The 15,613-nt window shown below is 46.9% G+C and carries 12 protein-coding genes; 9 read left to right on the top strand and 3 right to left on the bottom strand.

What is annotated here, in order from left to right; all coding sequences use genetic code 11:
* Positions 1–76 precede the first annotated feature (76 nt).
* From ACUN27_RS07905 to ACUN27_RS07935, 7 genes are all read left to right on the top strand, one after another.
* A complete protein-coding gene (locus tag ACUN27_RS07905; RefSeq protein WP_445558692.1) occupies positions 77–1,060 on the top strand; it encodes a phosphotriesterase family protein in 984 nt (327 codons plus the stop codon).
* A gap of 2 nt (positions 1,061–1,062) precedes the next feature.
* Positions 1,063–1,839 (top strand): SDR family NAD(P)-dependent oxidoreductase, encoded by a 777-nt coding sequence (locus ACUN27_RS07910; RefSeq protein WP_445558693.1) that lies wholly within the window; start codon positions 1,063–1,065, stop codon positions 1,837–1,839.
* 25 nt (positions 1,840–1,864) lie between these two features.
* Positions 1,865–2,662, top strand: a complete 798-nt coding sequence (locus tag ACUN27_RS07915; protein WP_445558694.1) for a sugar isomerase domain-containing protein — start codon at positions 1,865–1,867, stop codon at positions 2,660–2,662.
* A gap of 27 nt (positions 2,663–2,689) precedes the next feature.
* Positions 2,690–3,958 carry an FAD-dependent oxidoreductase gene (locus ACUN27_RS07920; RefSeq protein WP_445558695.1) on the top strand — a complete coding sequence of 423 codons (1,269 nt, stop codon included), beginning with the start codon at positions 2,690–2,692 and terminating at the stop codon, positions 3,956–3,958.
* 37 nt (positions 3,959–3,995) lie between these two features.
* Entirely contained in the window at positions 3,996–6,233 is a 2,238-nt protein-coding gene (locus ACUN27_RS07925; RefSeq protein ID WP_445558696.1) for a hypothetical protein, read from the top strand.
* Positions 6,234–6,351: 118 nt separating this feature from the next.
* Positions 6,352–7,731: an ADP-ribosylglycohydrolase family protein gene (locus ACUN27_RS07930; RefSeq protein WP_445558697.1), complete on the top strand. Its 1,380-nt coding sequence runs from the start codon at positions 6,352–6,354 to the stop codon at positions 7,729–7,731.
* A gap of 86 nt (positions 7,732–7,817) precedes the next feature.
* Positions 7,818–8,699 carry a helix-turn-helix domain-containing protein gene (locus ACUN27_RS07935; RefSeq protein WP_445558698.1) on the top strand — a complete coding sequence of 294 codons (882 nt, stop codon included), beginning with the start codon at positions 7,818–7,820 and terminating at the stop codon, positions 8,697–8,699.
* 45 nt (positions 8,700–8,744) lie between these two features.
* Here the strand turns inward: ACUN27_RS07935 and ACUN27_RS07940 are convergent, their stop codons facing one another.
* The 3 genes from ACUN27_RS07940 to ACUN27_RS07950 are packed head-to-tail and all read right to left on the bottom strand — an operon-like array spanning position 8,745 to position 12,143.
* Complete coding sequence (locus tag ACUN27_RS07940) at positions 8,745–10,277, bottom strand: extracellular solute-binding protein (RefSeq protein ID WP_445558699.1); 1,533 nt, start codon at positions 10,275–10,277, stop codon at positions 8,745–8,747.
* A 45-nt stretch (positions 10,278–10,322) separates the two neighbouring features.
* A complete protein-coding gene (locus ACUN27_RS07945) occupies positions 10,323–11,204 on the bottom strand; it encodes a carbohydrate ABC transporter permease (protein ID WP_315952161.1) in 882 nt (293 codons plus the stop codon).
* A 15-nt stretch (positions 11,205–11,219) separates the two neighbouring features.
* Positions 11,220–12,143, bottom strand: a complete 924-nt coding sequence (locus ACUN27_RS07950; RefSeq protein ID WP_315952244.1) for an ABC transporter permease — start codon at positions 12,141–12,143, stop codon at positions 11,220–11,222.
* A gap of 327 nt (positions 12,144–12,470) precedes the next feature.
* Here ACUN27_RS07950 and ACUN27_RS07955 point away from each other — a divergent pair, with 327 nt between their 5' ends.
* The gene (locus tag ACUN27_RS07955) at positions 12,471–14,759 is read left to right on the top strand and encodes a helix-turn-helix domain-containing protein (RefSeq protein ID WP_326063948.1); all 2,289 of its coding nucleotides are present in this window, start codon (positions 12,471–12,473) and stop codon (positions 14,757–14,759) included.
* Complete coding sequence (locus ACUN27_RS07960; protein ID WP_315952157.1) at positions 14,756–15,583, top strand: AraC family transcriptional regulator; 828 nt, start codon at positions 14,756–14,758, stop codon at positions 15,581–15,583. The genes ACUN27_RS07955 and ACUN27_RS07960 overlap by 4 nt, the downstream gene beginning before the upstream one ends.
* Positions 15,584–15,613 lie beyond the last annotated feature (30 nt).

Here is a 15,613-nt window from a genome sequence, read left to right on the forward strand (position 1 = left end):
AAATTAGTTTGTACGTACAATCGTACTAGATTAATACAATTAATCACGAGTTAGCAAAAGTTTTGGGAGGTGCGGTATGGAAATACGAAAAGTCCGAACGGTTCTCGGCGATATTCCCCTAGATCAGCTAGGCATTGTGTATGCGCACGAGCATCTGATTATTCAAGGCGGCTTAGGTGTGATGAAAAATAAGGACCTACAGCTGAACCGCATCGAGGCTGCCGTGTTGGAGGTTCAGGATTGTATGCAGTATGGAGCACGTACATTTGTGGATTACATGCCGCTGGACAGTGGCAGGAACCCGGCTGCGCTGGTAGATATTGCAAGGCAGACGGGCGCGCATATCATTGCGGTAACCGGGTTTCATAAACCGATGTACTATGATGATCTGCATTGGATCTACCACTACTCGGTTGATCAGATTGCCGAGCTGCTCATCGCGGAATGCACGATCGGGATGGACCGGCACAGCTATAACGGACCGATTGTTGATCGTTTACCTGCAAAAGCAGGGGTTCTCAAAGGAGCTTCGGATTATAACGTCATCGCACCAGTATCCAAGAAGCTGCTGGAGGCAGCGGCCATCGCGCATCTGGCAACCGGTGTGCCAATTGCTACGCATACTGAGCACGGGACCTGCGGGCTGGAGCAAATCCAGCTGTTAGAAAACTACGGCGTAAATCCAAAAAATGTGATTATCTGTCACATGGACCGTAATCCAGATCTGTATGTGCACAAAGAATTGGCGGCAACAGGCTGTTATCTGGAATACGACAATGCCAGCCGAATCAAGTATCACCCTGATTCCCATGGCGGCGAACTCATTCGCGGAATGATCGAGGCAGGATATGAACGAAAACTGCTGCTAGGTACCGATTTTGCCCTTCGTTCTTATTGGAAATCTTACGGAGGGGGACCTGGGATGGCGCATCTGTTAGCTTCTTTTGTTCCACGTCTGCAAGCGGAAGGTGTAACTGAGGCGCAGTTGCAATTGCTGCTTAGGCACAATCCTGCCGAGGCTTATGCGATTAGAAATATGCATCTGGAGAGGGAGATGTAAGCATGCTTTTCAGAAATCAGCATGTGCTTGTTGTCGGCGGTACCGGCGGCATTGGGCTTGAAACGGTCCGGCGTTTCCTAAGTGAGGGAGCGCAGGTGGCAGTCATTGGCGTGGAATCTGAAGATCAGTTATCCGATGAACAAAAGCAGGTTTTATCCAGCCCTGATGTAATTCACGTGCAAGCCGATGCAGCAAGTACTCAGCAAATGAATCACGCAGCAGCGAATTTAGAGGGCATCCAGAAACGGCTTGATGTTTTGGTGCATGTCGCAGGCATAAGTGCAAGGCGATTTGGCGATGGCCCTTTGGACCAGTGTTCGGAAGAAGGCTGGGATCGGGCGATGAGTGTGAATGTAAAAAGTGTCTACAATAGCAATCGCATTGCGCTAAAGCGAATGCTGGAACAGCGAGAAGGAGGCGCGATCGTCAATATTTCATCCGTGCTTGGCATGGTGGGCGTCCGAGATCATTTCACCACGCATGCCTATGCAGCCAGTCGGGGGGCTGTCATCTCACTAACGAAATCCGCTGCGGTCTACTATGCCAAAAATAACATTCGGATGAACGTCGTGTGTCCCGGGTTGCTAGATACCCCGATGTCGCAGCGCGCCATCAGTGATCCGATTATCTGCGAAGCGTTAACAGAGTTTCAGCCGCTGGCTCCGCATGTTGGCTATCCAAATGATGTAGCCTCAGCCATCTTGTTCTTGGCAAGCCAAGAGGCAAAATTTATAACCGGTATCGCGTTACCTGTTGATGGCGGTTGGAGTGCTCAATAATCGAAATACAAAGGAGATTAAACAAATGACAACAACAAACATAAATGTGGAAGCTTACTCCATATTAAATACCCATTATTTAGATGGCGTGAAGAAAGTCATTGAGCGCGTGGAACAGACTCAGATGGACGTTATTGATCTCGCCGCCGACATTTGTTTTAACAGTATTTACAAGGATGGGTTGGTCCATCTCTTCGGCAGCGGACACTCCCGAATGGCTGTCGAAGAAATGTATCCGCGTTACGGCAGCTTTCCTGGTTTTCATCCCATGGTAGAGCTATCGTTGACCAATCATCATGCGGTTGTAGGCAGCAATGGGCAGCGTCAGGCGATGTTTCTGGAAAATGTAGAAGGCTTTGGCCGTGTGATTGCGGATAATTTTCATTATGGCGCGCATGACAGCATAATGTTATTCTCCCACAGCGGAGCGGGAAGCGTCATCATTGACATCGCGTTGTCGATGAAAGAACGCGGCATCCCTATTATTGCGGTGACGTCCGTTGGGCATAGCCAGCAAAGCCGTTCTAAGCACAGCTCGGGTTACCGCTTGTTCGAGCTGGCGGATATTGTCATCGACAATGGTGCTGTACCCGGAGACGCTATGGTCAAAATTGAGGGCTTGCACACACCGGTTGGACCGGGCTCCACGATTGGCAATACCTTGATTGTTAACCTCATCAAATGCAAAGTTGCTCAAAAGCTGACAGCGGCAGGGAAACCGCCGAAGGTAATTACAAGTGCAATCTTCGTAGGCGAAGATGCGTCTAAAGAGCTATTCAACGCATCTTACGAGGAATACTGGCGTACGACCAGATCCATTTAAACTATAGAGAAGGGAACCCCAATAACAATGAATCGCAAAACAGTGGATATAGTGGTGCTTGGCGGTGGCGCAGCTGGCGTATGTGCGGCGATAAGTGCGGCACGCGGTGGACGAAAGGTGCTTCTCGTGGAATCCCAAGGCTGCTTGGGAGGCTCCCGAACGGCGACAGGGGTGGATACGTTTTACGGTTTCTATACGCCGAAGCGGCAAGAACGAATTGTCGGAGGTATACCGTGGGAGATAGCCGGGCAGCTAACGCATGCGAATGCGGCATTTGAGCGGACAAATACGTATGGTGCAGGTACGGGGATTACGTATGATGTCGAGATGTTAAAAGTTGTCTATGAGCAAGCTGTTCTGGCTTCCGGCGCTGAGCTGTTGTACCATACGTATGCCAGTGAGGTGCACGTGTCAGAGGGCCTTATAACAGGTGTTCTCCTTGCGAATAAGCAAGGTTTAACCGAGGTTTCTGCGAATGTTTATATTGACGCTACAGGGGATGGGGATATCGCAGCCAGATCGGGTGCCCCTTTCGAGAAAAGTGACACGAATGAGCTGCAGTCGCTATCTACGATATTTTTCATGGCAAATGTCGACACGGCTGCTGCTAAGCTTGTTTCTCACCAGGAGCTTGCCGTCAAGATGAAAGAAGCGAATCGTTCTGGGCAGTTCGTGCTACCTCGGGAGGAGGGGTCTTGGCACATCACGCCACATCCTGGCGTTATTCAAGCGAATATGGTACGGGTCAGCGGCGTCGATGCTACGGATCCATATGCTTTAACGCTTGCAGAGGTGGAAGGACGTAGTCAAACCAGAGAGTATGTACGTTTTTTAAAAGAATGTGTATCAGGCTTTGAACAAGCATTCCTGGTAGGAACCAGTCATCATATTGGCGTTCGGGAGACCCGACGCATTATCGGCGAATACAGGCTGACGGAAGAAGATGTGGTGGAAGGTCGAAAATTCGGGGACGGAATTGCTTGCTGCGGCGCACCGGTTGAGGATCATGGCTCAGGAAAAGACACCCGTTGGGTGTACGTGAGTGACGATGGCTACTACCATATTCCATATCGGGCACTAGTTCCTCAGAAAGTGAACAATCTGCTCGTAGCTGGACGATGTTTGTCGGCCACACATGGGGCTCAAGCGTCAGCTAGGAACTCCGCCCAATGTATGGCGATGGGGCAAGCTGCAGGAGTAGCAGCAGTTGTAAGCTTGGAACAGAACGTCCCGGTGCGATCCGTCTCCACAGGGTTATTACGGGAGCGCCTTCGTTCACAGGACGTTATTCTTTAAGCAAAGTTCTACATGATACTGAGAGGTTGTGTGTGCATTGCACCGAGTCGGTCATTGGGGTTGGGATCAGCATCAACTTCCCGTGTATCATTACACCGGGGGATATCCGTTTGCTGCCAAGGATAAAGCAGGACAGGATGCAAAGCTTCCTGAGGATCCTTGCTTTTTATTAGGGAATTATAGAGCTACACTATTCGTTCATGCCAGTGGCGGTTATCAGTTTATTACAGGTGAACGCGGATGGGCCAGAATGAATCATGGTGGCAAAAATAAAGGCTGGAACCAGAGCATCGTTGGTATAGCAAGTGACGATGGCGAAGCATTATATTCCCTTGTTGGCGAAAACGCCTGCAAGGAGCTGGTGACGGCGCAAACGTTTGGCATCGGGTATGCTAGCCTGCAATATCAGTTGCAAGATCTGCAACTGAGCAAAGTGATTTCCATGCAACCCTCCATGGAGCTGCATAAGGGCAACCCGTCTTTTTTAGTTCAAGTGACGTTGACGAACAAAGGGAAGCTCCCTTTCACCGTCGGCTATAAGGAAGAGATGCTTGCTCATTACATGATGATGAACGATCAGAATGCGGCTGAAACGACGGGAGAATCGTTGTATCGAAATCAAGTCCGTGTGGATTCGGAAAGAAATGTGGTAAAAGCCGATATTTTCTACGAACCGACCCAATTGCAGGTACTCCCGGACGAAATCCAGGAAGTCTACACGCATGATATCGCTCCACCGTCTTTGTTTCTAAAAGTGGTCCCAGCTTCCACCGGAGGAATTTGCACAGTATCAACTCGCTGTCAGGATCGGGGAGACATGTTAATTGCGGAATGTTCAGTTGAACTGGCACCCGGTGAACACAAGACATTGCAATTCGTAATCGGTCTTACTTTTGAACAGGATGCCCATGCGATGGAAGATCAGTTTCAGGACATGCTGGAACAAGCTCAACCGAACGGAGATTTCCTGGGTGCTTATACCGAGTTATGGCGGAAGATGCTTCCTGACCTTGCGGACGAGCCGGATGCGGAGCTGCGCTGCGAAATGTTGTGGAATGCCTATACCTTGGAAGCGATGGCCACATATAGCCAATATTTTAATGAAACGTATATTCCACAAGGATCCGTCTATGCCTATCATCTCGGGGAAAATGCTTCCAATCGCGACCATTTGCAGCATTGTCTGCCGCTCATTTATACGCATCCGCAGCTTGCCAAATCCTGTATCCGCTATGCGATGAAGCACACATCCCGAGATGGTGAGATTAAGCGACAGAACATTGGATTCGGCTATAGTGACCCCGGCGTATATATGGAAAGCGATGCACAGTTGTACATGTTCCAGGCTGTAAGTGAATATTTGCGAGTGACGAAGGATGTTTCCTTTTTGAACGAAAGCGTAGCGTATTACCCAGTTGAGATTGGGCGGACAGATACGGTACTCACGTTCCTGATGAAGCATTGGATCTACCTAAGAGACGTGGTAGGCAGGGGACGAAATGGATTAATCCGCATGCTGAATTCGGATTGGAGCGACAGCTTTTTTCATCCTTACTCGCCAAATATTTATAAGCATTTTGCCCAGTCTCACTTAAATACCGCGATGGCTCTCGCAGTGTTCCCATCTTTCATAAGAGAATTAAAGCAAACCAATGAGCATGTCGGCGATCCTTCACGGTTGGCACACTTTATTCAAAGCTTAAGTGATTATCATGATAGCGTGAGAACATCCTTTATGAATGAAATGGAAGGCAGAATATTCTCACCGCGATGTTACTTAGGTGAGCATGGTGAGCCGGAACTGCAATTTGGAGTGCATACACTTTGTATAGAGCCGCAGCCTTATTTGCTTCAAGATGAGGACTTTCCGGTTGAACGAAAGCGACGGTTATATGAGGAAATTCAAGCGAGGGTATTAGGCGGGGAAAAATATGGCGCTAGGACGCGGGAGTTCCCGCTGTGGGGCAATGGTGACGGTGAGGACGGGGCCGTTTGGTTCGCTCATCAAGGACCTCTCATTGTGGGAATTGCCACATTCGACAGGGAAGAAGCGATTAGGCTGCTGCGCAAAATAATGTTTCATAGGTTCGCTGATCACTACCCTGACTATTGGGTCGGACACTGGACCTTTGCTGACAGCGTAAACTCGTCGCTTTCTACGCGTGAAGGGTTATACTCCTTCTGGTTACAGGATGCGTTTCATCCTTTTTGTGCCCATGTGCATGCATGGCAGCTATATGCCTATTACAGGGTGTATAGAGGGACGCCGGCTTAGACTTGCTTCTCGCTGATTACGCAAAAAATGAGAATGAATTGCAAAATTTAGGAGGTCAGGGAAGGCTCGATTCTGTAGACTTGAAACATGTTAAAAAACATGTTGTGGAGGATATCAAATGGCGGGTTGGGTTGGTCTACAGGAATTGATGAGAGCAGAAGTCATTCAACGCAGGGATGAAGCTTGCAATGTGACTGGTTTTCTGGAGCGAATTGAAGCAGCAAGTGAGAATGAAGCCGACTTGTTGTCGATTTATGCTGAGTTATGTGCTCTGGAACCGCAGCAACCGAATATTGATGAACCTAATGAATTGGAAGAAATCAGAGCACTTTGTCCAGAGGGGCCGCGTAAGCTAGAACTTGATCTGTCATCTGAAGCATGGCAAGACAAGTTCTACGGTGCATGGCTCGGCAGATCTATAGGCTGCGCGTTGGGTAAACCGCTGGAATGGCCGAACTTTATGGCAGGCTCACATGGCCGACCGGGATGGGAAAACGTGTATCTTTGGTTTGAAGGAGCGAATGCATGGCCAATTCAGAACTATACACCAGGAAATTCCTCAGCGGAGAAAGAATATGGAATAAAATTAGCAACCTGGGGGTCGGAAAGTACAAAAGAACGAATTGCTTACATGCAAACGGATGATGATATTCGATATACCGTTCTTGGACTTATGATGCTTGAGAGAAAAGGACTGGATTGGGATTCCTGGGATATCGGCAAGCTATGGCACGAGGTGCTATCTTATAACCAGGTATGTACAGCCGAAACACAATCCTACTTGAATTTTGCTCAAGTTACGCATCATTATGGTGAAGTTAAAAAACCGCAGGATTGGGATCATAAGAAGCACTGGGTACGCACTTATTTGAATCCATATCGCGAATTCATAGGCGCACAAATTCGGGCAGACGGTTTTGCCTATGGAGCAGCAGGCCAGCCTGAGCTTGCCGCAGAGTTGGCTTGGCGAGATGCCTCCTTCTCCCATATTCGAAACGGCATTTACGGTGAAATGTTTGTTGCTGCAATGATTGCTGCCGCTTTCGTGGAGTCGAATCCCCTGAAACTGGTAGAGATTGGACTTAGTGAAATTCCGCAAAACTGCCGCTTAGCACGGGATGTTAGAAAAGCCGTGGATATTGCCCAGGATACAACAGATCAACTCGCTTTAGTCCAACAACTTTGGGATGCTTTCCAGCACTATGACCCTGTTCATACCAATAATAATGCCGCTTTGGTCGCAGCTTCGCTGGTTTTCGCCAAAGGTGACTTTACGACGGCCATCGCTACATCCGTTCTATGCGGGTGGGATACAGATTGTAACGGAGCGACAGTAGGCTCGATTATGGGCGCTTCACTTGGGGCTAAGCAGCTCCCTGCGCATTGGGTAAAGCCTCTTAACGATACGTTATACTCAGCTGTTATCGGCTTTCACCCCATTGCCATTTCAGAGTGTGCTCGGAGAAGCTATGAAGTGTTCCTGAAATTAAAAAATTAAAAGTACATTTTATTTGGTAAGCCCGGAGAAGCAAGCTAGATGCTCCTTCCGGGTGTTTTCTGTTACAATTAGAGGTGTGAATGTACATGTTTCAAAGAAAGGAAACACAGATGATTCTGCCTATCCTGTACGAAGATAAAGAGCTCCCCCTGCATGTTTTTAAATGGACCCCTAGTAAGGACCTTGAACCACAGCATCACCACAACAGTTTTGAGATGGGGCTGTGTCTTTCTGGTCGTGGACATTTTTATTTTGCTGAAACGGTATACCCCGTTGAACCTGGAGATATTTTTATTGTAAATATCCTTGAAAATCATATTGCCAAGTCGGATCTCGATCATCCGTGTGAGTTTATTTTCTTTAACTTTGATGCGGAACTATTAGCTAAGGAAGAGCCTGAGTTGATGGTACCTTTCCGCTACTTTCCCTTTCATTTTCGCAATCGCTTGCAAGGGAGCAGAGAGGTTATGGAGAGTCTGCGTTTGATGATTGAACAGATGTATGAGGAACAGAGTCGCAAAGCTCCCGGTCATAAAACAGCGCTAAAAAGCTTGTTATTATCGATTTGTGTTGCGTTGTTGCGAATGTCCAAGGAAGATATCAGCAATGTATCTTGGTCAAATGGCGTACATAATTACGAGTATATACGGCCAGTTTTGGAATATATGGAGCAGCATTACCAAACGGATGTGGACTTAGCGCTGCTCTCTCGCTTATTTCATATTTCCCAGTCCCATCTGTCGCGATTAATTCTAGAAGCTACGGGCCGGAAGTTTAAAAGCCATATGATTACACTTCGCATTCAGCATGCAAAAAGATTGTTGGCCGTGACAACACGTCATGTAACCGATGTTTGCTTTGATTGCGGATTCCAGAGCATGGCGACATTCTATCGCAATTTTAAGGAATATGTGGGCATGTCTCCGGAAGAATATCGTCGTCAAGTGATCATAATCGTTCCAAAATAAAAGGCAAGATACCCTGTCAGGTATCTTGCCTTTGCACTTCATAGCTTATTTGTTTTTATACGCGTCGGTCATTTCTTGAATAATTTTCTGAACCGTTGGGTCCGCTTTGGTTTTTGCAACATATTCATCCCAAGCCGCTAACGTCTCTTTGCCCATAATGACTTTAATCTTCATGTCTTGCATTTTCTTGTTCAAGTCCGGTCCGTTCGTGAGGTTGGTTTGCGAGATGAGACCGTTAGCCACGTTCGGTTTGCTGAATGTAGCGCGGTCATCAATAATTTTCTTGCTGCGGTCATAAAACTCTTTTGGAATGCCGTTATAGTAGGCGCGTTGATATTTATCATATTTTTGAATGATCTGCTGCAGGTTATTCGTCGTATCCGGCACATTATCAGTTTTCGCTTGATCTGTCGCTGCTTTAAAGCCGTCTTTCACCGTGTAATGCTTGTCTGGCAGCCCATAAAGCGCTAAATCGGCGACATCGTCCTGATAAGCTCGATCCATGAAGGCCAGAATTTGTTTCATTTTTGCTTCGGATACGGTCTTAGGAATCACATACATACCAAAGTTTCCGGAATCCTGTCCGGCAAATTTATTGCCTTCTGGCGTTGTTAAATACGTAAGTGGATAGGAATCGGCTTTCGGATCGATTTTACGCATCGCATCGGTGTAGAGCCATTGGGGATTGAGTGCAGAACCTAGTACACCGGCTTTGCCTCCCATATACTGCTCGCGCGCTTGCGAGTTTTTGATGACAGCGAAATCTGGCGTGAGCACTTTTTCATCATACGCTTTTTTCAGCCATTCCAGCGCTTTGCGTTCTGTCGGCTCTAGATAGACAGGGGTAATTTTACCATCAACTAGCTTCCAGTAGCCATTATTGTTGTTGAACACATCTTCAACCCATCCGTATAAGCCCATAGCGTCCGCTTCGACTTGACCAGTCAGACCAACGGTATCGGCCTTGCCATTCCCATCAGGATCTTTTTCTGTAAAAGCTTTTAACACCGCGTACATGTCGTCCATGTTCTCCGGTACTTTCATGCCTAGTTTATCCAGCCAGTCTTTCCGAACGTGGACGCCCCAAGAACCTTCTAATGGGCGAGGACGCGGAACGCCGTAATTTTTACCTTTGATTTTGGCGTTGTCCCACACGGTGTTCGGAAGCGAACTCAATGTTTTGTAATCTTTTATATAAGGCGTGATATCCCAGAAGGCACCGGAAGTCGCCATTTGAACGACTTGGGAATCAAAAACATTCATCACCAGATTCAAATCCGACATGTCGCCTGAGGCTAACATGATCTTGGTTTTCTCGGCGTACGTATTGACGGGTACCCATGTAATATTTAATGTTGTATTCGTTTTCTTTTCAATTTCCTGAAGGATGGGATTGCTCGGATCTACAGCCTGTGCACCTTGTTGATTGCTGAAAATTGAAATTTTTACCGGTCCTGAGCTCGTTGCCACAGGCTGAGAGCTTGCCTCTTCTCTATCGGAACTACAGGCAGTTAAAGTGAGGGCAGCGGTCAATGTTACCAGTGCGCAAATGGAGATGAGTTTGAATTTTTTTTGCATAGATAGAACCTCCCTAAGTTATTGTACCTGAATATTTGTACTTCATCATCCTTTAATAGACCCCACCATCACTCCTTTTGCGAAATGTTTTTGAAGAAGCGGATACACCAGCAGGATAGGTAGTGTGGCAATGACGACAGCCGCCATTTTCAAGGTATCGGTTGGGATTTGGATATCCCCGGCTAATTGATTCGCAATTTCCCCCGAGGAGGAGGAGGAGGAGTCGATGAGCAGCGTTTGCAGGACAATTTGCAAAGGACGAAGATCTGGCTTTGTGATGTAGAGCACCGCCGAGAAGAACGTGTTCCAGTAGGCAACGGCATAGAATAATCCGAAAGCTGCCAGCGATGGAAGAGAGAGAGGCAGAATGATCCGGAACCATGTACCTAGATCGCTTGCTCCATCGATTTTAGCCGCCTCTTCAAGCTCATCGGGGATACTATCAAAAAAGCCCTTCATGAGAATGACATACCATCCGCTGGTAAGAACGGGAAGAATCAATGCCCAGATGGTGTTGATCATATGCAAATCTCGAACAACCAAATAAGGTGGAATAATGCCTGGATTAAACAGCGTTGTCAGGAGAATTAGGATGAGTAACACACGACGTCCTTGTAACCGTTTGCGTGAGAGGGCATAGGCACCAGCCGATGTCACAATTAAACTGAGTGCTGTGCCGACCACGGCTAAAAATGTGCTCACACCGGCAGCTTGTATAAAGACATTATTGGAGAGCAAATAGCGGTAGGAATCAAGTGTCCATTTTTCCGGCAGGAGTACGATCGATTTCTGTAAATACTCAATAGGTGACGTGAAAGAGACCGCTGTTACATAATAGAAGGGAAATAACATCGTCAGTGCGATCACGATTAAAACGGCGAGGATACTTCCTTCAAACCATTTGTCCGCAAGTGTTCGTTGGTTCATGCTGAGTACTCCTTTCTAGTAAATGCCATCTTCGCCAAACTTCTTGGCTAGGCGATTGGTAAGGACGACAAGGATGACACCGATGATCGACTTAAACAAACCGACAGCTGTGCTGTAGCTGAATTGAGCTTGCTGAATACCGCTGCGATATACATACGTATCGAATACATCGGCAACATCGGAGACAGCGCCGTTCATCATGAGATAGACTTGTTCGAACCCGACATCCATCATGTGACCGATACGCAGGATGAGTAAAATGATAATGACGTTGCGAATAGCCGGCAAAGTGACGTGCCAGATTTGACGAAGTCTGCCTGCGCCATCCATACGTGCTGCTTCAAATAACTGCGTATCGACAGAAGCTATGGCGGCAAGGAAAATGACCGTTCCCCAACCGACCTCTTTCCAGATGGATTGAAGCGTCAGCAGTCCCCAGAACATCCCTTGCGAGGTAAGAAAGTCGATCTTCTCATACCCTAACGCATCAAGAAGCTTATTAATGAAGCCGCTCGAAGTGGAGAGCATGAGATAGGTAATGCCGACAATAATGACCCAAGACAGAAAATGCGGCAAGTAAATGATGGATTGAATGATACGCTTGAGCCATTCCCTGCGCACTTCATTTAACATAAGCGATAGGAGAATTGGCATAGGGAAGAAGAATATTAAATTCAGCAAATTAATTGCAAGCGTATTACGGAGGAGCAGGAAGAAGCTTTCATTGCCAAAGAATCGACGGAAATGCTCCAGCCCCACCCACGGACTATCCCAAAACCCGACGTAAGGGGTATAGTTTTTAAAGGCGATGAGTATACCCCACATGGGTACATATTTAAAAATGAGGAAAAATAATAGCATCGGAGAGGCTATCAGATAGAGCATGCGATCGCGCTTCAGCCCTTGCCATGTGCGGCGCCATTGGGAAGCAGCGGCCATCGTGGCGGAGGTGCGCTTACTGGACGGAGTAATCAACGCTGTTGTTTTGGACTTCATAGGACTCACCTTTCTGTGGAGTGGATGTGTTGTTCATGGCTCAACTATAGGATGACGATTGATTTCCGACAACTAGACAGTTATTCTTGGGCATTTCCTAGCGTTTCATTCTTATTCTTGGGAATTTCCTGCGATTAGACTTTCATTCTTGGCATGTTTTTTGGCGATTCTGCCCTTTGCAGGTTGCATGATTTCTTATATGATGGAGCTACATTGTGGCGGATGTGTAATCTACCTGTGTTCGGGCAGATGAGGGGAGTAAGGGTGCGTATGCGCAAACTGGTTTATCGACGGAAAGAGCTGATCATCGTCATGCTAAGCGCTTGCTTACCGGCAGCGATTATCGGCATTATCTTGTATGTACTTGGCACACAGCAGATTGAAAAAGAAGCACAGAAAGCACATCAAAACCAAGTCGCCTATGGCATTGAACGGATCAATGAAAATTTAAATCATTTGGAATCCATTATGGCGCAATGGTCGTTTAATTTGAATTTGGGCAGCAGTTTTGCGGATTTGGACGTCTACCAGGATTTCAGGGGTACTCGCTCCATCTTTCAGTCGTTAACTTGGATCAAATCGTCGGATCCTTTAATTGGCGATGTGACTCTCTATTTGGATAAACAGCATATGCTGATTAAAGAGAACTCGGGCATCAACGTCATTCAATCGTCGGATGACCTGCAGTTGTACCATACGCTTGCTTCCTACCAACGGGATGTCTATTGGTCCAATCAATTAAAGAGTAATAATGGCATGGCGCCTTTTTCGCTAATTGTACGGATACCTGGGGGACTCGTTGAAACAGAAGCTGCGCTCATTATTGAAATCAATGCGAAGAAGCTGAATGCGCTCATTTCAGAATTGGATGCGGAAGGGACGGGTTCTACCGTTTTCCTCCAGCAGGATGGTAATATCATTTCTTTAGGGCAAAGCAGCATAGAGCGACCTACCGATTTAGATAAAATATTAATGAAATCGATTGCAGGCAGTAAAACGGAAGTAACTTCCTCCATCCAAACCTGGAACGGAGAGGCTTATTCCTTATCTGTTGGTCAGATGAAGCGAATAGGGAATCTCTGGACGATTGCTTCTGCGACACCGCTCGATCAAATGACGGAGCCTGTCCAGCGATTATCACGCGTGATCATGATAACGGGATGTCTGGGTATCCTGCTTGCGCTGCTGCTGTCGTGGTATTCTTACCGCCGGATGTACAATCCGGTTCATCGATTCTTTCAACAATTGTTTCCTGGACGTTCATCAGGGGGACATAATGAGTTTGAATATATTGCTGACGAATGGAAGCATTTATCACGCGAAAGTCAAATTCTTCAAGAGCGTATTGATCAACATTTGCCATCACTCCGTGAAAATTTTATGCTGCAGTTGCTCCAAGGAAAGTTATCTTTTCTTAGCGAAGAGGAGATGACCGATCGCGTCGAACAGCTAGGCTGGGAGGTCAATGGTCGCGAGCACGCAATTCTGGCGCTGCAAATCCATGGTATTTACCGATCTGAGGGGAAATTTTCACCTGGGGATGAGCAATTAGTGACCTTTGCTGCCATGAATATTGTGAAGGAAATTACGAAAAACAAAGGAATCGATGGACTTATCGTTAATTTCCATGACCTCACATTAGGTGTGCTTGTGCGACTTCGCAATGACATGGCAGAGGAAAACCAACAATCAAGCTTATTTCACTTGGCGGAAGAATTGGCACATACCTTGAACAGCCTGTTGAAAGTGGAAGTCACGGTGTGTGTTGGCGCCCGAACGAATGAACTTCGTAAGCTGTCACTTTGCTTTGATGATGCCCGGAATGCGCTTGCTTATCGGAAGCATGGTGAGACGCAGCAAATTTTGGATGTGGAGGATATGATTCCAGGCGGGCATGATGCCATTGTCTACCCGTTTGAAGAGGAAGCGGCAATCTTGAAGGCGCTGCGTTCAGGGCATGAGGATGAGCTTACGGCGTTGTTGGATCATTTTTTCACCTTATTAAAAGCAGAGGCGAGTACGGAGCTGGATGTCAGGCAGGCCCTCATGCAGCTGTGTGGGAATTTGCAGAACACCATACTGCTGTCAGGGTATAACCCACTGCAGCTAAATGACGGGGTGGATATGTGGGAACAGCTTGCAGCTATCCGAGAGCCTGAAGCAGTTGTCAGATGGATAAAGCAGTATATCGTAGCCCCATATATTCACAGGCTGCATCTTACACAGGATATGCAGCTAAAACGACTTGTAGAAAACGTGCTGACAACGATTCATAGCAGCTATGCCAAAGACATATCACTCGAGTATTGTGCAGATCTGCATGGTACCTATTCCAAGAAGTTGAGCTTGGGTTTTAAGCAAGTCACAGGACAAACGTTTATTGACTATTTAACGCAATATAGATTGACGCGAGCCAAACAATTGCTTCTGGATACAGACGAAAAAATCAATGATATTGCGATGCAAGTCGGCTACCAGCCACCTTATTTTAACCGCCTCTTTAAAAAGATTGAGGGCATGACACCGGGGCAATTCAGAGATAAGGCAGGACAAGTATGAATTATGAATTTTTGACAAGCTTTACACCTCGGATTTTAGACGTTGTTGAACGAAATAAATGCTTCTGGGATGAATTTCATTATGAACTCCTCAGGGAACGAACCAAATTGCATACATTTTCTTATGTGGTAGAAGGGGAAGGATGGCTTGAGTTGGATGGGGAACGACATCAGCTTCATAAGGGGTGTTTGTTTCAAATTCGGCCTAACACGCATATGCGAATTACGACGCAGTCTGACAATACCGTATGCTTTATATCCTTTCATTTTAAATACTGGTCAAGCCGTTGGGAGAATGGGGAGATGCTGCTAACGGAAGGTGCGGAGATTGTGCCGGTGAGCGGTCAGGTAGTGCATATCGGGCAGACGGACATTGAAGAAACGTTTCGAGATGCTTTTCAGCTATGGCAGTCAAAAGTGGATGGTTATGAATGGCTGGTCAAGCTGGCGTTCATGAACGTGATTCAAAGAGTAAATGAATTAACGGCTATGGCGAACAGCGAGAATCCAACAACGGCCGCTGTACAGAAAGCGTCTGATTATATTAAAAATCATTACCAGCAAAGCATTTCCAGGGAAATGATCGCTCAGCATGTATCGTTATCACCAGGCTATTTATCACTGGCTTTTAAGCAGGTTACCGGACTGGGCTTAACGGAGTATCTGGTGCGAATGCGGCTCGACCGGGCGAAATATTTGCTCAAAAGCAGCAGGCTGCCGATTCGCGAAATTTCGGATGCGTGCGGCTTTGCCGATTCTTTTTATTTTACGCGTGTATTTAAAAAAGAAACCGGTATGAACCCTCGCGATTATCGCAATTCTTAATGTGAAATGACCTGACAAAAATCCAGATTT

It is taken from the genome of Paenibacillus sp. WC2504, from assembly GCF_052682475.1.